Source organism: Paenibacillus sp. FSL M7-0802, assembly GCF_038004945.1.
Taxonomy (GTDB): Bacteria; Bacillota; Bacilli; order Paenibacillales; family Paenibacillaceae; genus Paenibacillus; species Paenibacillus polymyxa_B.
Window position 1 is genome coordinate 3,636,452 of sequence record NZ_JBBOSD010000001.1, and the last position, 23,461, is coordinate 3,659,912.

7 protein-coding genes are annotated in these 23,461 nt (G+C 53.4%); 4 read left to right on the forward strand and 3 right to left on the reverse strand.

Going from position 1 to position 23,461, the window contains the following annotated elements:
- Positions 1–179: 179 nt before the first annotated feature.
- The 4 genes from MHB54_RS16780 (at position 180) to MHB54_RS16795 (ending at position 20,439) form a co-directional block, all read left to right on the forward strand.
- Complete coding sequence (locus MHB54_RS16780; RefSeq protein WP_340981724.1) at positions 180–19,022, forward strand: non-ribosomal peptide synthetase; 18,843 nt, start codon at positions 180–182, stop codon at positions 19,020–19,022.
- 442 nt (positions 19,023–19,464) lie between these two features.
- Positions 19,465–19,788 carry a hypothetical protein gene (locus tag MHB54_RS16785; RefSeq protein WP_264454490.1) on the forward strand — a complete coding sequence of 108 codons (324 nt, stop codon included), beginning with the start codon at positions 19,465–19,467 and terminating at the stop codon, positions 19,786–19,788.
- Between the two features lie 146 nt (positions 19,789–19,934).
- A complete protein-coding gene (locus MHB54_RS16790; RefSeq protein ID WP_071558199.1) occupies positions 19,935–20,189 on the forward strand; it encodes a hypothetical protein in 255 nt (84 codons plus the stop codon).
- Positions 20,164–20,439: a hypothetical protein gene (locus MHB54_RS16795; protein ID WP_023990460.1), complete on the forward strand. Its 276-nt coding sequence runs from the start codon at positions 20,164–20,166 to the stop codon at positions 20,437–20,439. Before MHB54_RS16790 ends, MHB54_RS16795 begins: the two co-directional genes overlap by 26 nt.
- A 92-nt stretch (positions 20,440–20,531) precedes the next feature.
- Here MHB54_RS16795 and MHB54_RS16800 read toward each other — a convergent pair whose 3' ends face one another.
- The 3 genes from MHB54_RS16800 to MHB54_RS16810 all read right to left on the reverse strand — a co-directional run bounded on the left by MHB54_RS16800 (position 20,532) and on the right by MHB54_RS16810 (position 23,038).
- The gene (locus tag MHB54_RS16800) at positions 20,532–21,635 is read right to left on the reverse strand and encodes a sensor histidine kinase (RefSeq protein WP_264454491.1); all 1,104 of its coding nucleotides are present in this window, start codon (positions 21,633–21,635) and stop codon (positions 20,532–20,534) included.
- Positions 21,628–22,308, reverse strand: coding sequence for a response regulator transcription factor (locus MHB54_RS16805; RefSeq protein ID WP_023990458.1), 681 nt, complete (start codon positions 22,306–22,308; stop codon positions 21,628–21,630). The genes MHB54_RS16800 and MHB54_RS16805 overlap by 8 nt, the downstream gene beginning before the upstream one ends.
- A 163-nt stretch (positions 22,309–22,471) precedes the next feature.
- Positions 22,472–23,038: a class I SAM-dependent methyltransferase gene (locus MHB54_RS16810; RefSeq protein WP_081391272.1), complete on the reverse strand. Its 567-nt coding sequence runs from the start codon at positions 23,036–23,038 to the stop codon at positions 22,472–22,474.
- Positions 23,039–23,461: the final 423 nt, after the last annotated feature.

A 23,461-nucleotide genomic window follows, 5' to 3' on the forward strand; every position in this document is an offset into this window, starting at 1 on the left:
AGTAATCCAAGGTATGACTTTATAACCGGTAGTTACCAGAAAACGTAGACACGAAAAAGGAGGAAAAGTCCGAAGGAGCCGTTCCGGGAATGGCCTGCGCGGTTCTTCTAAGAGTGACTAAGTGACATCTAGGTACAAAGCCTATCTATAAAGAATCTCTAAACCGGGAGTGTGTCGATGTGAGAGAGAATACCAACGAGCAATATGGATTAACGCAAGCCCAGCGCCGAATATGGTTCATGGAAATTATGAATCCGGGAACGTCCATCACGATGCTTTCCGCGACCTACCAGATTACGGGCGAGATCAACACACAGCTTCTGGAGCAAGCGGCGGCAGAGATCGTCAAAACCTATGACGTTTTCCGAATCCGCATTAGCGGGGATTTGCAAAATCCAACGCAGTGGTTCGAAGAGCCGGAGAATGTCCAAGCTAGGATAAGCCGCCTCGAAATAGGCACAACCGAACAATTCTATGCTTGGGTGAAAGAAGTAAGCGAAAAACCGGCCAGCGTGTTCGACGAACACCTCTACCAATTTACGATGATCCATTTTGCGAACGGCCAAGTATGGCTCAATTTGACGGTAAATCATATTATCGCCGACGGCTTGTCCGTCAATGCTTTGCTGCATGCGGTGATGGAAAAATACCTGGAACTGCGCAAAGGCATCTCCAGCAGTTACCAGGCCCCTTCCTATCTGGATTATATTTCCGCGGAGCGTGAATATGAGCAATCGCAGCGTTATCAAAAAGGCAAGGAATACTGGCTGACGAAGTACAACACTTTGCCTGAAACGACCGGCATTAAATCGTATCCGCCATTCTCGATCGGCAGCGAATCCAATAAACTGGCCATCACTTTGGACGGTTCCCGGTATGAACGCATTCTGGCCTTTAGCGAACAATATCAGGTCAGCTTATATACGTTATTTCTGTCCGCCATGTACGCCTTATTGTACAAGCTGACCGACAGCACCGATGTTCCGGTCGGCACGGTTTTCGCCAATCGCACCAGCAAGAAGGAAAAAGAAACGATCGGCATGTTCGTCAGCACCGTGGCTACGCGGATTCGTCTGAATCCAGACAGGCACGTGCTTTCCTTGATCCAAACGGTTTCCAAGGAAAATACGGCGGATCTGAGGTATCAGAAATACCCTTATAACCAATTGATCCAGGATTTACGCGAACAACACGGCCGCAACGATCTTTCGGGGCTGTTCCGCACGTCTCTGGAATATCTGCCTTTGAAAATCGTGGAGTACGAAGAAATCAAGGTACGCCTGGAGGCTCACTTCGCTAGGCACGAGATGGACGATTTGCTGCTGCGCTTCGACCATATGCTGAATGAAGGCCATGTAATTCTCCATGCTTCCTATCGTACCGGCCTGTTCGAGACGGCCGAGATTGATCGGATTATGGAACAGTATGTAACCGTTCTGGACCAGTTTCTTCAGACTCCCGAACTGCCGGTACGCGAGATTTCTCTGCTGAGCGATGAGGAGAGACACCGCATTCTCAACGTTTTTAACCCGCCGGTGGCAGGGCTGAGCGAGGGAGAAGCGTTTCATCGGTATGTTGAAAAGTTTGCCCGGGAAATTCCGGATCATCCGGCAGTCGTCTACATGGACAAACAGCTGACCTACGGCGAATTGAACGAACGCGCCGAGCGGCTGGCTTCTCTCCTTCGCGAACAGGGCGTGGGAAGGGAGACGATTACGGGGATCTGGGCGGAGCGTTCGGTGGAACTGCTGGTCGGGGTGCTCGCCGTTTGGAAAGCCGGCGGAGCCTATGTACCGCTGGACCCCGATTATCCGGCGGAGCGGATTGAGTACATGCTCAGCGATAGCGATGCATCGGTGCTGCTTACGCAGCGTCATCTGTTGGAGCGGGCCGGAGGTTGGTTGGCCGATGACCGGCTGAAGCTTCAAGCTGTCTATGCCATGGACGATGAACAGATTTATAACGGGGATGCCTTAGCCGTGGAATTTGAATCTGCCGGCAGCGCCCTGCAAGACTTGGCTTATGTGATTTACACCTCGGGTACGACGGGACGCCCGAAAGGCGTCATGATCGAGCACGGTAGTCTCGTGAATACGGCGGATGCGTACCGTCGCGAGTACCGGTTGGATCAGTTTCCGGTGCGGCTGCTGCAGCTGGCCAGCTTCTCGTTTGACGTGTTCGTCGGAGACATCGCGCGGACGCTGTATAACGGAGGCACGATGGTGATTGTGCCGAAGGATGACCGGATTGATCCGAACCTCTTGTACGGCTGGATTCGGGACCAAAACATTACGGTATTCGAATCGACGCCTGCGCTCATCCTGCCGTTCATGCAGCATATTTATGAAGAAGGGCTGGACGTTAGCTCCATGCAGTTGCTGATTACCAGCTCGGATGCTTGCAGTGTCACCGATTACCGATTGCTGCAGGAAAGATTCGGCGGACAATTCCGCATCATCAACAGCTATGGCGTTACCGAAGCGGCCATTGACAGCAGCTTTTACGGTGAGCCGCTGGATAAGCTGCCGCCGTCGGGTCATGTGCCGATCGGCAAAGCTTGGCTGAACGCCCGGTTTTACATTGTCGATGCCGCGTTAAAGCCGGTTCCTGTAGGGGTTCCGGGCGAGCTTGTCATCGGCGGCGCCGGGGTGGCGCGCGGGTACTGGAACCGTCCGGACCTAACCGCCGAGAAGTTTGCGGACAGCCCGTTTGTGCCGGGCGAACGTCTGTACCGGACAGGCGATTTGGCCCGCTGGCTGAAAGACGGCAACGTCGACTTCATCGGCCGGATCGACTATCAGGTGAAAATTCGCGGGTTCCGGATCGAACTCGGCGAAATTGAAACGGCCCTGCTGCGTTTCCCGGGCGTCAAGCAGGCTGTGGTGACCGACCGTACGGATGAGCAGGGGCAAAAGTATTTGTGCGGCTACGTGGCGGCGGATGCTTCCTTGCAGCTGAGCGATCTGCTGTCCCAATTGAAGCAAGAGCTGCCGGCCCATATGGTCCCGGCCCGGCTGGTGTCTCTTGATAAGCTTCCGCTCACGCCGAACGGCAAAATTGACCGTAAAGCGCTGCCTGAACCGACCGGAGAGGTAGAAGCAGGCCGTGAGTATGTGGCTCCTCGCACAACGCTGGAAACAAGACTTGCCCTCATTTGGCAGCAGGTGCTGGGTATTGCGCGAGTTGGAGTCCAAGACGATTTCTTTGACTTGGGTGGTCATTCCTTGCGGGCCTCCACGCTTGTTTCCAAGATTCGGAAAGAGCTGCAAGTCGAGGTTCCGTTGCGGGAAGTTTTCCGCTACACCACGATCGAACAGCTGGCCCAAAGAATCAGCGGTTTAAGGCAGCAGGAGACGTATGAGATCACAAAGGCGGCTGAGGCCGAGTACTATCCGGTTTCATCCGAGCAAAAGCGTCTGTACGTCCTGCGCCAGCTTGACGGGGCCGAGCGCAGCTACAATATGTCGGCGGCGCTTCTTCTCGAAGGCAAGCTGGACCGCACGCGCGTCGAGCACGCGTTCCGGGCGCTGATTCAGCGCCATGAGACGCTGCGTACCGGGATCGAGCAGGTTCAAGGCGAGCTTGTCCAGCGCATCTATGACGAGGTGGAGTTTTCTGTCGATTATTTCCAGGCGAGCGAGCGGGAAGTGGACCAAGTGGTGGAAGCTTACTATTATCCGTTTGATGTGACCAAGCCGCCACTTCTCCGCATCGGCCTGATCGAAGTCGCCGAGGATCGCCACATTCTGCTGTTCGATATGCACCATATCGTCTCGGACGGCATTTCGACAGCGCTGCTCTTCGACGAGTTCAGCCGCCTGTATCGGGGCGAGGAGCTGACCCCGCTACGCATTCAATACAAAGATTATGCCGTTTGGCAGCATTCCGAAGCTTACGGGCAGATGCTTCAGCCGCAGAAGGAGTATTGGCTGGAACAGCTGTCGGGCGAGTTGCCGGTCTTGGAGCTACCGACGGACTTCCCGCGGCCTGCGGTGCAAAGCTTTGACGGCCGAACCGTGAAGTTTTATATCGAGAAAGATCGGACGGAGAAGCTGAAAGAACTGGCGGCACGGACGGGGACGACCCTGTACATGGTGCTGCTGTCGGCTTACACCATCCTTATGCATAAATATTCGGGTCAGGAAGATCTGATCGTAGGAACGCCGATTGCCGGAAGAACGCAGGAAGAAGTGCAGCCGATCGTAGGGATGTTTATCAACACGCTGGCCATTCGCAGCCGTCCGGAGCGTTCCAAGCCGTACCTTTCGTACCTGGAAGAAATCAAGGACATCACGCTCGGGGCTTTCGAACACCAAAATTATTTGTTCGAAGACTTGGTAGTAAGTCTTCACATTCCGCGCGCGACCGGCCGGAATCCGCTCTTTGACACGTTCTTCTCCCTACAAAATACGGAGAACGAGCAAATTGTCATCGAGGGGCTGGAGCAATCGTTTTATCCACTGGAAAACCAAACATCCAAGTTCGAGCTGCTCCTGGATATTTCGGAGCTGGACGGTCAGCTCGAATGCCGGTTGGAGTACGCTACGGCTTTGTATAAACAGGAGACCGCGGAGCGGTTCGCCAGACATTATGACAAGCTGCTCGAAACCATCGCAGCAGCGCCGGACGGGGATATTGCCTCGTTGGAAATGCTCACGGAGGAGGAAATCCGCGAGCTGGTGCGCGGTTTCAACGATTCGGAGGCGGACTACCCGCGGCAGCAGACGATTCACGGCTTGTTCGAAGAGCAGGCGGAGCTTTACCCGGACAACGTGGCCGCCGTCATGAACGAGCGGCAGCTGACCTACCGCGAGCTGAACGAGCGATCCAACCGCCTTGCGCGGAAGCTGCGGGAGACGGGAGTAGAAGCGGACCAGCTGGTAGCGATTCTGGCCGAACGCTCGCTCGATATGGTTGTCGGCATTCTGGCGATTCTCAAAGCGGGCGGAGCCTACGTGCCTGTCGATCCCGACTACCCGGAGGAGCGCATCCGCTTCATGATCGAGGATTCGGGCGCGCCGTTATTGCTGATTCAAAAGCATCTGCACGAGAAGACTGACTTCGCAGGAACGCGCCTCGAATTGGATGATTTCGTTTGGAGGGACAGAGGGGCGGGCTCCGAAGGTGCGCTGGACGCTTCGAACCTGGAGCCGATTTCCGGGCCGGATAACCTGGCATATGTCATCTACACGTCGGGAACGACCGGCAGACCGAAAGGAACGCTGATCGAGCATAAGAACGTCGTGCGGCTCCTGTTCAACGACAAGAACCTGTTCGACTTCGGGCCGTCCGACACGTGGACGCTGTTCCACTCGTTCTGCTTCGATTTCTCCGTCTGGGAAATGTACGGAGCGCTGCTGTACGGAGGCAAGCTGGTCATCGTACCGCCGCTCACGGCGAAAAATCCGGCCGATTTCCTGGCGCTGCTGGGCCGCGAACAGGTTACCATTTTGAACCAGACACCAACGTACTTCTACCAGCTGCTGCGTGAGGTCTTGACGGATCATCCATACGATTTGCGGATTCGCAATGTGATCTTTGGGGGCGAAGCGCTGAGTCCGCTGCTGCTCAAGGGCTTCAAGACGAAGTACCCGGAGACGAAGCTAATCAATATGTACGGCATTACCGAGACGACGGTCCACGTTACATATAAGGAAATCACATGGGTCGAAATAGAGGCGGCGAAGAGCAATATCGGTAAGCCGATCCCGACGCTGAGCGTGTATGTCCTTGATGAAAGCTGCCGCCCTGTGCCGATCGGCGTAGCGGGCGAAATGTACGTGGCCGGGGAAGGCCTTGCGAGAGGATACCTGAACCGTCCGGATCTGACGGCGGAGAAGTTCGTCGATTCCCCGTTTGCGGAGGGGGAGAAACTGTACCGCTCGGGCGACTTGGCGGCTTGGCTGCCGGACGGCAATATCGAATACCTGGGCCGAATCGATCACCAGGTCAAAATCCGCGGTTACCGGATCGAGCTGGACGAAATCGAGACGCAGCTGCTGAACGTCGAGGGCGTGGAAGAAGCGGTGGTGCTTGCCCGTCAGGACGGCGGGGGCGAGAAGGCGCTTGTCGCCTACTTTGTGGCGGACCGGACACTGACGGTCAGCGAAATGAGAACCTCACTGGCCCAGGGAATGCCGGGGTACATGATCCCGTCGTACTTCGTGCAGCTGGAGCGCATGCCGCTGACGGCCAACGGCAAAGTAGACCGCAAAGCGCTGCCGGAGCCCCAAGGCAGCTTGCAGACGGGCGTCGAATATGTAGCACCGCGTAACTGGACGGAGTCCGAGCTTGTGAAGATCTGGGAGGAAGTGCTGGGCTACTCCGGCATTGGAGTCCTGGACAATTTCTTCGAGCTCGGAGGCCACTCCTTGCGGGCGACGAACCTTGTCAGCAAGATTCAGAAGGAAATGAACGTCGAACTTCCGCTGCGCGATGTGTTCCGCTATACGACGGTAGAGTCGATGGCCGGGGCTATTGCCAGCTTGGAAGAAACGCGGCACAGCTCGATTCCGAAAGCGGAAGAGAAAGCGTACTATCCGGTTTCCTCCGCGCAAAAAAGGCTGTACGTCCTGCACCAGCTGGATAGCTTGGAGCTGAATTATAATCTCCCAAGCGCCTTGCAATTGAGAGGGGCTTTGAACGAGGCCAAAGTGGAAAAGGCGCTGACTACTTTGGTGGCCCGGCACGATATGCTGCGCACCGGATTTGAAATCGTGAATGGGGAGCCGGTTCAGCGTATTCATCCGCTCGTAGCTTTCAAGGTCGAGAAGCTTCAAGCAAGCGAAGATCAGGTTGCGGCCATTCTTGAAGGCTTCATTCAGCCTTTTGACTTGACCCAGCCGCCTTTGCTGCGCGCCCTGCTGATCGAACTGGAGAAAGAGAAATTCCTGCTCGCGCTGGATATTCATCATATTGGTTCCGACGGCCTTTCCATGGACGTGCTGCTGCGTGAATTCGTGCGGCTTTACAATGGGGAAGAATTGCCGGAGCTGCGGATTCAATACAAGGATTACGCCGTTTGGCAGCAATCCGAGGAGCAGCGCCAGCGCATCAAACGGCAGGAGGAATACTGGCGCGGGGTATTCAGCTCCGAGCTTCCGGTTCTTGAGCTGCCTCTCGACTTCTCCCGCCCGGCTGTCCAGCAGTTTGACGGTCAAACGCTCACGTTTACGCTGGATGCGGAGAAAAGCGAAGCTCTCAAACGGCTTGCCGGCGATTCGGGAGCGACGCTGTACATGCTTCTGCTGGCTGCGTACTCCGTATTGCTTCATAAATACGCGGGACAGGAAGATATAGTGGTCGGCACTCCGATTGCCGCCCGTTCTCACGCCGACCTGCAGCCGATTATCGGCATGTTCGTCAATACGCTGGCCCTTCGCTTGGGTCCGGCGGCGGAGCGGACGTTCCTGGATTACTTGCAGGAAGTGAAGGAAACGACGCTTGGAGCCTACGAGCACCAGGACTATCCGTTCGAGGAGCTGGTGGAAGCTCTTCAGGTGAGCCGGGATTTAAGCCGGAATCCTCTGTTTGACACCATGTTTTCTTTGCAAAAGCACGAAAGCTTGGATTTAACCCTGGAAGGCTTGCAATGGTCGCTGTTCGACATCGAGGAAAAGACGGCAAAGTTTGATCTTAGCTTTGATATCGTGGAAGCCGATAACGAGCTGGTTTGCAAGATCGAGTACGCTACCTCGTTGTTTAGACAGGAAACGATGGTCCGGCTGGCGGGTCATTACGAGCAGCTTTTGGCGTCGCTCCTGGCTCAGCCGGGTGCACGGATTTCGGATTTGGATATCTTGACGGACAGCGAAAAGCATGATTTGCTGGTCGGGTTTGACGTGTCGTCTTCGGCTCTTGCGAAGCAACCCGCCGCAGAGGGTACAGGTTTGGAGGCGGATGAGTCGTGGAGAGAGAGAACGTTCCACGAGCTGTTCGAGGAGCAGGCGGAGCGCACTCCGGGAGCGTTGGCGGTTGTCTACGAAGACAGTAAGCTGACGTATGCGGAGCTGAACGCCAAAGCGAATCGTCTGGCGTATGCACTGCGGGCGCGCGGGGTGAAGCCGGAACAGGTGGTCGGCATTCTGGCCGACCGTTCGGCGGAGCTGTTGATCGGGGTGCTCGCCGTATGGAAAGCGGGCGGCGCTTATGTGCCGCTCGACCCGGACTATCCGGCGGAGCGGATCGAGTATATGCTCGCGGACAGCGGGGCGTCGGTGCTGCTCACGCAGACCCGCCTGCTGGAGCAGGCGGAAGCTTGGCGCAGCGACGGAGCTCTAGTGCTGCAAACGGTGCTTGCGCTTGACGACGCCGCGACGTACAGCCTCGGAGCGGCGGAAGCGGCTGTGGGCGAAGCAGGCGCAGAGGCGGAGGCTTTGGCGCAAGCGGAAACGGCTGCCGCCGAAACGTCCGCCACGGCAGAAGCCGAGAAGAACGTACTAGCGGCGGATCTCGCATCGAATCCGGCGAATGTGAACAAGCCGCGCGATTTGGCTTACGTCATCTACACCTCCGGTACGACGGGCCGTCCGAAGGGCGTGGCGGTGGAAAACCGCAGCCTGGTGAACACGGCGGCGGGCTACCGGCGGGACTACCGCCTGGATCAGTTCCCGATCCGGCTGCTGCAGCTCGCCAGCTTCTCGTTCGACGTGTTCGTCGGCGACATTGCGCGGACGCTGTACAACGGCGGCACCATGGTCATCGTGCCGAAGGACGACCGGATTGATCCAACCCGCCTCTACGGCTGGATTCGCGACTACGCCGTGACGGTGTTCGAATCGACTCCGGCGCTGATCGTGCCGTTCATGGAGCATGTGCATGCCGAGGGTCTGGACCTCAGCTCGATGCAGCTGCTGATCACAAGCTCGGATGCGTGCAGCGTAGCGGATTACCGCACCTTGCAGGAGCGCTTCGGCTCGCAGTTCCGTATTATTAACAGCTACGGCGTAACGGAAGCGGCGATTGACTCCAGCTTCTATGACGAGCCGCTGGAGAAGCTGCCGAAGACGGGCAGCGTGCCGATCGGGAAAGCGTGGCTGAACGCCAAGTTCTACATCGTGGATGCGAATCTGAAGCCGGTGCCGATCGGGGTGTTGGGCGAGCTGGTTATCGGCGGAGCGGGTGTGGCCCGCGGTTACTTGAACCGCCCGGATTTGACGGCGGAGAAATTCGTAGACAGCCCGTTCGCCGCTGGGGAGCGTCTGTACCGGACGGGCGACCTGGCGCGCTGGATGCCGGACGGCAACGTGGACTTCATCGGCCGGATCGACAACCAGGTGAAAATTCGCGGCTATCGGATCGAGCTTGGTGAAATTGAAGCGGCCATGAAAAATTTTGCCGGCGTGCGTCAAGCGCTTGTCATCGACCGGACGGACGAGCGGGGGCAGAAATATTTGTGTGGGTATGTCGTAGCGGATTCCAGCTTCGATCTGGAAGGGCTTGTGGCCCATCTGGACGCCGCGCTGCCTTCCCATATGGTGCCTTCGCGCATCATGCGCCTGGATCAAATGCCGCTTACGCCGAACGGGAAGATCGACCGTAAAGCGCTGCCTGTGCCGGAAGGAAGCATTCGTGCCGAGGCTGCATACACGGCGCCTCGTACTCCTGCCGAGCAAGCACTTGCATCGGTCTGGCAGTCGGTGCTGGGCGTGGATCAGGTCGGCACGATGGACAATTTCTTTGCGCTCGGCGGCGATTCGATCAAGGCCTTGCAGGTATCGTCCCGTCTTTTGCAAACGGGGTACAAGCTGGTCATGAAAGATTTGTTCCATTACCCGACGATTTCCGCCCTTAGTTTGCAGCTGCAAACGGCGGAGAGAACGGCAAGCCAGGCCGAAGTGACGGGAGAGGTCATCTTGACCCCGATTCAGCGCTGGTTCTTTGAACAAAATCCGGCCGACGTGCATCACAGCAACCAGGCGTTCATGCAGTTCTCCAAGCAAGGCTTTGACGAAGAAGCTTTACGCCAAGCGGTGCGTCAGCTTGTCGTGCATCACGATGCTCTCCGTACGGTTTACCGCCAAACCGAGAACGGCTATACCGCCTGGAACTGCGGCGCCGGGGAGAACGAAGCGCTGTTCGATCTGGAAGTTGTCGATTTCAAGGGAGTCGGCGACGTGAAAGAAGCGGTAGAGGCTAAGGCGAATGACATTCAAGCGAGCATCGATCTGGAAAACGGTCCGCTGGTGAAGCTCGGCTTGTTCCGCTGCGACGACGGCGACCACCTGCTCATCGCGATCCATCACTTGGTCGTAGACGGCGTATCCTGGCGGATTCTGCTTGAGGATTTTGCTGCCGGCTATGAGCAGGCGCTGCAAGGGCAGCCGATCCGTCTGCCGCTCAAAACGGATTCATTCCAAACGTGGGCGAAACAGCTCGCTGATTATGCGAACGGTCCGGCGATGGAAAGCGAGAGAGAGTATTGGCAGCATATCGAGCAATTGACCTATGAGCCGCTTCCGAAAGATTTTGAACAAGGCAGATCCAAGCTGAAGGACAGCGGGCTCGTGACCGTTCGCTGGACGGCGGAGGAAACCGAACAGCTGCTGAAGCAGGCACACCGTGCTTACCATACGGAAATGAACGATTTGCTGCTTGCCGCGCTTGGCCTCGCGGTACAAGCTTGGAGCGGCCGGGAACGCGTGCTGGTGAATCTCGAAGGCCACGGCCGGGAAGATATTTTGCCGGATGTGGACATTACGCGCACGGTAGGCTGGTTTACAAGCCAATTCCCTGTCGTTCTGGAGCCGGGTCACGCCCAGGCGCTCGGTCATCAGGTGAAACAGGTTAAAGAAAGCTTGCGCCGCATTCCGAACAAAGGAATCGGCTACGGCATCCTGCGTTATTTGTCGGCGCCGCGTGACGGCGAGCGCTTCGCTTTGGAGCCGGAGATCAGCTTTAACTATTTGGGTCAGTTCGACCAGGATTACGAAAGCAGCGGCTCGAGGCCGTCTCCGTTCAGCCCGGGCTCCGATTCAAGCCCGAATGCAGTGATGGATTATGTCCTCGATATCAACGGTATGGTGTCGGAAGGAGTGCAGGAACTCACGATCCGTTATGGGGAAACCCAGTATAAACGGGAAACGGTAGAGCGCCTGGGCACCCTGCTTCATTCGAGCTTGCGTGAAGTCATCAGCCATTGCGTATCGAAAGAGCGGCCGGAGCTTACGCCTAGCGACGTACTGCTTCAAGATGTGACGTTGGAGGAACTGGAGCGGCTGACCGAACATACGGCGGCGCTCGGCGAACTGGAGAATGTATACACCCTGACTCCGCTGCAAAAAGGGATGTTGTTCCACAGCCTGCTGGATGCCGATTCGGAAGCTTACTTCGAACAGGTGACCTTCGATTTGTACGGAAGCCTGAATGTCGAAGCCTTCACCCAAGGATTGGATACGCTGGTGCAGCGGAATGAGGCGCTGCGGACCAACTTTATTACCGGCTGGAGAGACGAGCCGATTCAAGTGGTATTCCGTGAGCGGAAGTGTGAAGTGTACTTCGAAGATATTCGCTCAGTAAGCGATGATGACCCGGAGAAGATGATAGCCGATTTCGTCAGCGCGGATAAAGCGAACAAGTTCGATTTGGCCCGAGGCTCTCTTATGCGCGTGACAGTTTTGCGCACGGGCGACGAGTCCTACCATGTGATCTGGAGTCACCATCACATTTTGATGGACGGCTGGTGCATGTCCTTTATGATCAAGGAAGTGTTCGACACCTACTTCGCGTTCCAGGAGAAGCGGACGCTGGAGCTTCCTCCGGTTACCTCGTACTCCCGGTATATCGAATGGCTGGAAGCTCAAGATGCCGCGAAAGCTTCGCGTTACTGGTCCGAGTATTTGGCGGGTTACGATCAGCAGACCAAGCTGCCCCAGGAGAAAACGCAGCTGAAGCAGGGCGCTTTTGAAGCGGCTGAAATCGATGTGGAACTCAGCAAGGAACTGACCGGGCAAATCGAGCGGGTGGCGCGCCAGCAGCAGGTGACGCTCAATACGTTCATGCAGACCGTATGGGGACTGGTTCTGCAGGTATACAACAACAGCGAGGATGTCGTATTCGGCTCCGTCGTATCCGGGCGTCCGGCGGAAATTCCGGGCATCGAAAGCATGATCGGCCTGTTTATTAATACGATCCCGGTCCGTATTCAAGGCAAAGCCGAGGAGACGGTAGCCGATATCTTGAGAAAAACCCAGGATCAAGCGCTGGCATCGGGAGCTTACGAAACGTTCCCGCTGTTCGAAATTCAGTCGCTGAGCGAGCAAAAGCGCGACTTGATCAACCATATCATGGTCTTTGAAAATTATCCGATGGAAGAACAGATTGAGCAGGTCGTCGGCGGAGACAAAGAAGCGCTGAAAATCGCTAATATCCAGTCGCCGGAGCAAACGAACTACGACCTGGACATTACCGTCATTCCGGAAGAGCATATTTTGCTGCGGTTTACGTACAATGCGCTGACGTTCAGAGAGGAAGACATCAGGCTGATCCACGGTCATTTTGCCCGGGCACTGGAGAAGGTTGGGGCTAACCCGAACATCCGCGTGAATCAGTTGGAGCTTTTGACGGCGGCGGAAAAAGAGCAAATTCTTGGCGCGTTTAACCCGGCGCAGCCGGAAGCGGCTCCTGCGTCGGCGTTCCACCGGCTGTTCGAGGAACAGGCGGAACGCACGCCGGAAGCGGCAGCTGTCGTGTACGAGAACGACCGGCTGACGTATGCGGAGCTGAACGAGCGGGCGAATCGCTTGGCGGCTACGCTGCGCGCAAGCGGCATCGGCCGGGAGACGATCGTCGGCATTCTCGCCGAGCGTTCGGTGGACTTGCTGGTGGCCGTGCTGGCCGTCTGGAAAGCGGGCGGGGCGTATGTGCCGCTCGACCCGGATTATCCGGCAGACCGCGTGCGGTTCATGCTTGAAGACAGCGGAGCGAAGGTGCTGCTGACGCAAACGGCGCTGCGAGAGCGCGCCGAAGCCTGGCTCGGCGAAGAGGAGCTGGCGCTGGCGGCGGTGCTGTACCTCGACGACGAAACTTCGTACAGCGAGGAGGGGACGAATGCCGACAGCTTCCATGAAGCCCGTCCAGAGGACCTGGCGTACGTGATCTATACGTCGGGAACGACGGGCAAGCCGAAGGGCGTGATGATCGAGCACCGCAGCCTGGTGAACACGGCGGCGGGCTACCGGCGGGAATACCGGTTGGATCAGTTCCCGGTGCGGCTGCTGCAGCTGGCAAGCTTCTCGTTCGACGTGTTCGTGGGAGATATCGCGCGGACGCTGTACAACGGAGGCACGATGGTGATTGTGCCGAAGGACGATCGGATCGATCCGTCTCGTCTGCACTACTGGATTGAGCGGGAGCGGGTCACCATCTTCGAATCGACGCCGGCGCTGATCGTGCCGTTCCTGGAGTACGTGCACGAGCAGCGGCTGGATATGAGCTGGATGGAGCTGTTAATCACGAGCTCGGACAGCTGCAGCGTGGCGGATTACCGGACCTTGCAGGAACGCTTCGGCTCGTTGTTCCGGATCATCAACGCATACGGCGTGACGGAAGCGGCGATCGACTCCAGCTTCTACGACGAGGAGCTGGCGAAGCTGCCGCAGACAGGCCATGTGCCGATCGGCAAAGCGTGGCTGAATGCGAAATTCTACATCGTGGACGCGCATCTGAACCCGGTGCCGGTCGGGGTGCTGGGCGAGCTGGTCATCGGCGGAGTCGGAGTGGCGCGCGGGTACTTGAACCGTCCGGAACTGACGGAAGAGAAGTTCGTAGACAGCCCGTTCGCCGCGGGCGAGCGGCTGTACCGCACGGGAGACTTGGCGCGGTGGATGGAAGACGGCAACGTGGACTTCATCGGCCGGATCGACAACCAGGCGAAAATCCGGGGGTACCGGATTGAGACGGGCGAAGTCGAAGCGAAGCTGCTGAGTGTAGGTGGCGTAAAGGAAGCGGTCGTCGTCGTCAGGGAAGATCAAGAAGGTCAGAAAGCTTTGTGCGCTTATTATACAGCGGAAGAAGGCTTGACGGCGGCGGACCTGAAGCGGGCGATTGCCAGCGAGCTGCCGGGGTACATGATCCCGTCGTACTTCGTGGAGCTGGAGCGCCTGCCTCTGACGCCGAACGGAAAGATCGACCGGAAGGCGCTGCCGGCACCGGAAGGGGGAGCAGGCGGAGGCCGCGAATACGTGGCGCCGCGCACCGAACTTGAGGAGAAGCTGGCCGCCATTTGGCAGGATGTTCTTGTTCGGGAGAAGGCGGTAGGCGTAACGGACAACTTCTTCGACCTCGGCGGACACTCCCTGCGGGCGACGACGCTTGTCAGCAAAATGCATAAGGAGCTAGGCGTTGAATTCCCGCTTCGCGACGTATTCCGCTACTCGACGGTTGAGGAAATGGCCGCGGCTATGGAGCAGCTGGAGATCGGCTCGTTCACGGCTATTCCGGCTGCGGAACCTAGCGAGTATTATCCGCTCTCTTCCGCTCAGAAACGTCTCTATATCTTGAACCAGCTGGAAGGAGCCGAGCTGAGCTACAACATACCGGGAGCTATGCTGCTCGAAGGGGAGCTCGACCGGCAGCGGTTTGAAGAAGCGTTCCGCGGGCTCGTAGCTCGTCATGAAACGCTGCGTACCGGCTTTGAGATGGTAAAAGGCGAAGCGGTTCAGCGGATTTACGAAGAAGCCGCCTTCCAGGTGGAATATGTGCAGATCAGCGGGGAGCAGGCGGAAGAAACGGTGCGCCAATTCGTTCGTCCGTTTGATCTAGCGAAGCCGCCACTTCTGCGGGTAGGCCTTGCCGAACTGGCGCCGGACCGGCACATTCTAATGTTCGATACGCATCATATCGTATCTGACGGCGTTTCGATTGACGTACTGATCGAAGAGTTCGTCCGCTTGTACAGCGGGGAGCAGTTGGAGCCGCTCCGCATTCAGTACAAAGATTATGCGGTATGGCAGCAATCGGACGTGCAGAAAGCTCAGCTTGCCAAGCAGGAAGCCTACTGGCTCGATATGTTCCGCGGAGAGCTGCCGGTTTTGGAATTGTCGACGGACTATCCGCGTCCGGCTATGCAGAGCTACGAGGGCCGCACGCTGCAATTGTTTATGCATAGCGAGAAAAGCGAGGGTCTGAAACGGCTTGCAGCCGAGAACGGCGCAACGCTTTACATGGTTCTGCTTGCTGGTTATACAATATTATTGCATAAATATACAGGGCAAGAAGACGTGGTGGTCGGTACGCCGATTGCGGGAAGAAATCACAGCGACGTTCAGCCGCTGATCGGGATGTTCGTCAATACCCTGGCCATCCGCAGTTATCCGGCTGCCAGTAAGACGTTCCTTGACTACTTGAAGGAAATCAAGGAGACGACGCTGGGCGCTTTTGAACATCAGAATTATCCGTTTGAGGAACTGGTGGATAAGGTGAACGTGGCTCGTGATTTACGCCGCAATCCGCTGTTCGATACGATGTTTGCTTTGCAGAATACAGAGAATTTGGAAATCCAGCTTCCCGGACTCCATTTGTCGACGTATGCCAGCGAAGAAATTGTTTCTAAATTCGATCTCAGCTTGGACGTCACGGAGATCGAGGAAGGCTTGGAATATCTGTTTGAATACGCCACTGCTCTTTATAAAACCGAAACGGTGGAGAAATTGGCCGCTCACTACTTGCAGCTGCTTGAATCCATTCTCCGCAACCCATCGGCGACTATTGCCGAGCTGGGCATTTTGACATCGGCGGAAAAAGAGCAAATTCTCGGCGCGTTTAACCCGGCGCAGCCGGAGGCGGCTCCTGCGGCCGCGTTCCACCGGCTGTTTGAGGAGCAGGCGGAGTGCACGCCGGAAGAGGCGGCCGTCGTGTACGAGAATGACCGGCTGACCTATGCGGAGCTGAACGAGCGGGCGAACCGCTTGGCGGCTACGCTGCGCGCAAGCGGCATCGGCCGGGAGACGATCGTCGGCATTCTCGCCGAGCGTTCAGTGGACTTGCTGGTGGCCGTGCTGGCCGTCTGGAAAGCGGGCGGGGCGTATGTGCCGCTCGACCCGGATTATCCGGCGGACCGCGTGCGGTTCATGCTTGAAGACAGCGGAACGAAGGTACTGCTGACGCAAACGCCGCTGCGAGAGCGCGCCGAAGCCTGGCTCGGCGAAGAGGAGCTGGCGCTGGCGGCGGTGCTGTACCTGGACGACGAAGCGTCGTACAGCGAGGAGCGGGCGAATGCGCCGATTGTCTCCGGCATGGTCTCCGGCAAGCTGACGGATGCTGTGGACGACGACGGTGAGAGCCATCAGAATGTTGGCACCGACAGCTTCCATGAAGCCCGTCCGGAGGATCTGGCGTACGTGATCTATACGTCGGGAACGACGGGCAAGCCGAAGGGCGTGATGATCGAGCACCGCAGCCTGGTGAACACGGCGGCGGGCTACCGGCGGGAATACCGGTTGGATCAGTTCCCGGTGCGGCTGCTGCAGCTCGCAAGCTTCTCGTTCGACGTGTTCGTCGGAGATATCGCGCGGACGCTGTACAACGGAGGCACGATGGTGATTGTACCGAAGGACGACCGGATCGATCCGTCTCGTCTGCACCACTGGATTGAGCGGGAGCGGGTCACCATCTTCGAATCGACGCCGGCGCTGATCGTGCCGTTCCTGGAGTACGTGCACGAGCAGCAACTGGATATGAGCTGGATGGAACTGTTGATCACGAGCTCGGACAGCTGCAGCGTGGCGGATTACCGGACCTTGCAGGAACGCTTCGGCTCGTTGTTCCGGATCATCAACGCCTACGGCGTGACGGAAGCGGCGATCGACTCCAGCTTCTACGACGAGGAGCTGGCGAAGCTGCCGCAGACAGGCCATGTGCCGATCGGCAAAGCGTGGCTGAATGCGAAATTCTACATCGTGGACGCGCATCTGAACCCGGTGCCGGTCGGGGTGCTGGGCGAGCTGGTCATCGGCGGAGTCGGAGTGGCGCGCGGGTACTTGAACCGTCCGGAACTGACGGAAGAGAAGTTCGTAGACAGCCCGTTCGCCGCGGGCGAGCGGCTGTACCGCACGGGAGACTTGGCGCGGTGGATGGAAGACGGCAACGTGGACTTCATCGGCCGGATCGACAACCAGGCGAAAATCCGGGGCTACCGGATCGAGACGGGCGAGATCGAGTCGCAGCTGCTGCGGGTGGAAGGCGTGCGCGAAGCGGTGGTGCTGGTTCGAAGTGACGCGAACGGGCAGAAAGCGCTGTGCGCGTACTACACAACGGATGGCGAACTGACGGCGGCAGACCTGAAGCGGGCGATTGCCAGCGAGCTGCCGGGGTACATGATCCCGTCGTACTTCGTGGAGCTGGAGCGCCTGCCTCTGACGCCGAACGGAAAGATCGACCGGAAGGCGCTGCCGGCACCGGAAGGGGGAGCAAGCGCAGGCCGCGAATACGTGGCGCCGCGCACCGAACTGGAGGCGAAACTGGTCGCCATCTGGCAGGACGTGCTCGGGCCGGTCACGATTGGCGTGACGGACAACTTCTTCGACCTCGGCGGGCACTCCCTGCGGGCGACGACGCTGGTCAGCAAGGTGCACAAGGAGCTGAGCGTGGACCTGCCGCTGCGCGATGTGTTCCGGCACTCGACCATCGAAGCGATGGCCGAAGCGATCAGCCAATTGGAGCGGCAGGAACACCTCTCCATTCCAGTTCTGGATAAGAGGGATTACTATCCGCTTTCCTCCGTGCAAAAACGGCTGTACATCCAGCAGCAGATGGAAGGCGCCGAGCTTAGCTACAACATGTCCGGCATGACGGTTCTCGTCGGGCGTTTGGAACGGAATCAATTCGAGGCGGCGCTCAAAGGATTGATAGCTCGTCACGAAATTTTGCGAACCGGCTTCGAAATGGTCGACGGCGAACCGGTACAACGGATTTATCCGGACTTGAAGTTTGCCGTCGAGTATACGAAAGCGACGGAAAGTGAAACGAAGAGCATCGTAGACGGCTTTGTACGCGTCTTTGATTTGGAGCGGCCGCCGCTGCTGCGTGTGGGCTTAGTCGAATGGGAAGCGGAACGGCATCTGCTCATGCTGGACATTCATCATATCGTCACGGATGGCATGTCGATGGGCATCTTCGTCGAAGAGCTGCTGCGCCTGTATAACGGCGAGACTCTGGAACCGCTTCGGATTCAATACAAGGAATTCGCCGCTTGGCAGCAGTCCGAACCTGTAAAAGAGCGGCTGAAACGTCAGGAAGCCTACTGGCTGGACGTGCTGGAAGGCGAACTGCCGACGCTTGAACTGCCTACGGACTTTGTCAGACCTGCTGCTCGCAGCTTTGAGGGAGATGTGCTGCCTTTCAGCATCGACAAGCAGATGACCGACAGCTTGCAGCGCATCGCCGATGAGAACGGTGCCACCCTTTATATGGTGTTATTGGCGGCCTATTCAATCCTGCTCAGCAAGTACTCGGGACAAGAAGACTTCATTGTAGGCACGCCGGTTTCGGGCCGCACACATGCCGACCTGGAGCCGCTCATCGGAATGTTTGTCAACACTTTGGCGATTCGCCATTATCCGTCCGGGGAGAAGACGTTCCTCGCTTACTTGAACGAAGTCAAAGAAACGATGCTGGGGGCCTACGACCACCAGGATTATCCGTTCGAGGAGCTTGTGAAAAAGCTGCAGGCGCCGCGAGATCAAAGCCGCAATCCTGTATTCGATGTCATGTTTGCTTTGGAAACCAAGGAAGATAACGTTCAAAGCTTCGGGGATATCAAGATCGAATCTTATCCGGAAACTCATACGGTTTCCCAATTTGATCTTACCTTGGTCATCTCGTTGCTGGATGAGGGAATGAACGGGCAGTTTGAATATGCCACCAAGTTGTTTACGCTCAATCTGATCGACAATTTCGCTCAGGACCTGCTCGTGATCATCACCCAAATTTGCGAACAGCCTTCGGTGCTGTTGAAGGATATTTCCCTGAACGGGCAATCCGAACAGGAGCAAGATGTGCTAGAGGCCATTGATATTATTTTCTAATCCCTTACCCGGCTTGGGTGTATGCCGTATTTCTCTCGGTACGCATCCTGCCGGGTGTTTTTTTCCAAATGAAAGGGAAAAATCCACCACAGGAATCTGACGTCAAGTGCCGCTGAGTAACTATTTCAATTTATTGGAAAATCGACAAAACACAACAGACTACCATCCAAATCTGCTTGGTAGTTTTTTTTGTAAAAGGGGTCGAATAAGCTGAATTGAGATTTTTAAGACTCTCTTTATACCCTGCATTTCCTGCATAAATCCCATTTAGATTTATCATAAAATGATGCTGTTTTTTCAAGGCTTATCCATCGAGATATTTTTTGTGCCAGTTTTTTTGTTTTCAGATCATTATCTCACTCACGGTTAATTGAACGAACAATAGGCTCACCTCATTAGGTTTTTTAATATCGTATGATGGCACGAAGACTGTGCGGCTCCCGTGACACTAGATACCTTGGAAGCCTTAGAACAACAAATAAAAGTAATAAAGCACGATAATGGAATTTATAAAGTTAGAACGATTACAGACGAAGAGGATATAATACCTGTACCTGCAATTGGTAAACTGGTTTATAACATTGAAGAGGAAGAATCAACAATTAGAAAAGAAGACGTTAACGGAACTGAACTCGATTACGAAGAATATGATGAAGGGGGTGATTACTTTGTTCCATTACCTACTAATATTAAACCAATAATAGATAGTTTGAATTCACTAGATGACAGAAGAGTTCAAACTGTTATAAATTCTTATTATTGCTAATTGTTGCGTATCGCATCTTTCGTTACTTATAAATACACTTGTCTCAAATATCTCGAACGAGAACCAATTGTCAGTTTATTATGACAATTTAATTGAGAGAGTAAAAAAATTTTAAGGAAGATCAGAAGGAAGAGTTTATCGGTTTAATGGTGGATATAATTGATTCGCTTAAGGACTATGTTCACAAGGGTCAACTTAATGGGAAAAAGAATTTAGCGAAACCAAACTTAGATAAATTGAGCTACCTTTTAACTATTTGCGGAAAATCAATCTATAAATCTGCTGAATTAGAGTACAAAGATGTCCAAACCGAAGTATGTTTAGTTCCAGGGTATCAAGAGATAAAAAGGAAACGTGAAGCTCTTGGAGAAGACAATGGCTTCATTGAAAGAAGTGAATAATGAACTAGTAAGAGATTTGATAGAAGAATTTAATAAAATAAAAATGGATAATAACCTAACTTTAGTTCAAAAAGAGCATCTGAAGACAGCACTTCTTCTTGAACTCTCACGAACTACAGGGCGGTTAGTTCAAATATATGGACAATGGACTAAAGATGGACAGATTATTAGAGATAATTCTTTGAAAAAGAAAATTGATCATTTAAGCACGTTATATGCGACATTCAGTATATTGAGGAAATGGTTATGAAATAGGAATATCCTGAGTCGCTGTAAATGGATTTATTAAGATGTAAAATCATAATAATCCGCCACTGTATAAATATTCTTTAAGGACTGCGGTTAGCTACTTGAGTTGTTTTCAAAAGGTAAATTCAATTGGAATGTAAATACGTTATGACTATGATTGAGCGTTAGGGTGCCTTGATGTAACTCAACAATATTCCTAGCGATGGAAAGACCCAGTCCTGCTCCTGTTTGAATACCTTCGCTACTTCTTGAATGGTCAACCTTATAAAAACGATCAAATAGCTTCTCCTCTTGATCTTGCGTGAGGGGAGCTCCTTTATTTTCGACCTCAATCGTAATTTGCTCATGACTCGTTTTCAGTCGAATGCAAATGCCTCCCGGCTTCAAGGAATACTTTAAAGCGTTCATGAGAAGATTATCGATTGCTCTAGCAATTTTATCGCTATCAATGGAGGTAACCACTGGGGAGTCACCGATATCTTTTACGATATATACACCGTTTTCTTGAGCAATGGGTTCGAACTCGAACAGCAATTGATCCAAGAGTTGAAATAAATTGATCCTTCTCAGATTTAAGTGGGTATCGACTGAAGTGAGCCGAGTATATTCGAACAAGTCATCGAGCAACTTCTTCAAATGAATCGCTTTGTTATAGGTGTTTTGAACAAAGCGCGTATATTCATCTTTATCCTGATATGAGTCTGTTCTTAAAAGCTCGATATAGCCGATAATGCTTGTCAGAGGCGTGCGCAAGTCATGTGAAATACCTGTGATCAACTCCATCTTGGACTTCTCTATTTCACGTTCTTTTACAATCTGTTGCTCTAAACGTTCTGTCATTCGATTGATGTTGAGCGCAACCCGTCCAAGTTCATCTTGCCGAACAACAGGTACCCGATATTTTAAATTACCTTCGGAAATAATCTGAAGCCCTTGCTCCAATGTAATTAAGTCTCTAACGATTCGCCGTGTCAAAACTAAAAAAGTAAAAATAAACGTTACCATAAACAAGGGGGTAAGAAGATAAGGAAAAAAATTGCGAAACCAATGCCATTCCATAGTACTGCTAATTTTCAAGAAAAGTAAAATGAGAATATCATTTATAGCAATGGCGATAATAAAACTTAGCACCATTCTGATTAAAATGTTGACTTGAATCCGTTTTTTTCGTTTTGACTTTTGTACATGTTCATTCAATTTTATAGCCAACTCCCCACACCGTTTTAATATACTGAGGATCTCTTGGGAACTGCTCTAATTTTTCTCGTAAATTACGAATATGAACCATTACGGTATTATCAGAAAATCCATATGGCGCCTTCCATACATTTTCGTAAATGTGCTCCGAACTAAAAACCTGCCCAGGATGGCTGGCAAGCAAGACCAGAATAGCAAACTCCAGAGGAGTCAACGAAATTTCGTTGCCCTTTAACTTTACGGAATGTTTACTCTTATCGATGATCAGGTCTTTAATAAGAATAAGGGAATTAAATTCTTCTTTTCCTATTAATGTTTGACGACGTAGCTGCGCTTTTACACGAGCAAGCAATTCTAATGGATTGAACGGTTTGATCATGTAGTCATCGGCCCCGGTAGTCAGTCCGTTAATTTTATCAATATCTTCTTCCTTGGCTGACAGCATGATAATCGGAGTATTCGATATTTCCCTTATTTTAAGGCATGCTCTGATTCCATCCATTCGTGGCATCATGACATCCAAGATAACCAGTTGAATCGGTGTTGTCTTTATGGCATCCAGGGCTTCTTCACCATCGGCTGCTTCAATCACATGGTATCCTTCATTACGTAGATATACATGAATGACATCCCGAATCTCGGAATCATCATCCACGACAAGAATGGTATTCATTACTGACTGCTCCTTCTTTTTTGACTGGGTAGAATTAAGGTATTTAAGGTACCTGAAATTACGCAACTAGTATAGATATCTTGATAATAAGGTAAAGTCTTCACTTTTTCTACATAGGCATAAGCGAAACATTTAATGGAGTGAATGAAAGTGTCATCATCATTTAAATTGTTTCCTTTTTGCGACAGACGTAAACGAAAGCGGGAGGGATATTGAAAGGTGCTAAATCAATTTTTTCAATGATAAATTTTTCGGAAAGCTGCTTTTTCATTTGAAGCGAATATTGAAAGGCGATAAACAAGCCTCCAGGTTTGAGTGCTTTATAGATCTGTTCAACCAAGGTATCTCTCAATTCACGCTCAAAATTAAAAAAAGGTAGTCCGCTAAAAATACAATCCAGCTGATGAATGTTCTCTTTCTTCATTGCTTCTAGTAACTGAGCAGCGTTCGGATGACAGGAGAAGTCTGGGTATTCTGTCTGTAAATTATTCCTCATAGTCTCATTCATCTCAAACAATAACACTTTCGTGGGTTCACTCACCTGGGCGTTGATAAAGCGGGTGATGGCACCTGTACCCGATCCGAGTTCTGCGACTGCCTTAATCTCGTTCCAGGGGGCTTGTTTAACCATTTTGGTCGCTAGAAACCGAGAGCTTGGTATAACACTGCCTACATTTTTTGGGCTGTGAATAAAGCTTTGCAAAAATAAAAGGTATTCATTAAGTTTCAACTGATTTTCCTCCATTACTGTTTTTATTGTCAGGAACAATGCTGAATATGGCACAAAAATTAACAAATTTATTTCTTTTATCGAAACGAATGGATACCGGAACGATTAAAAATGAGAAAATTGAAGTGAAGACATAAGGAGAAAATATCGTACGATTGGGAAGAACATACCGATGCACATGGCCCAATCTCCTCTATTTCTGCACCTCTTTATTGTTTCGATACAGAAATCATAATGAAAAAAACTAAGGAATTAATGAGTATATTTCTAAAGAAAATCTAAAGATTCATCTATAGAAGGTTTAAAATCTATATCATCCAACCCAAAAAGCCTTACCAACCAAGTCGGTAAGGCTTTTTTATAAGGGCAAACTGTTCCGCCACGCAACTCAATGATATTTATGGCTATAGAAAGACCTAGTGC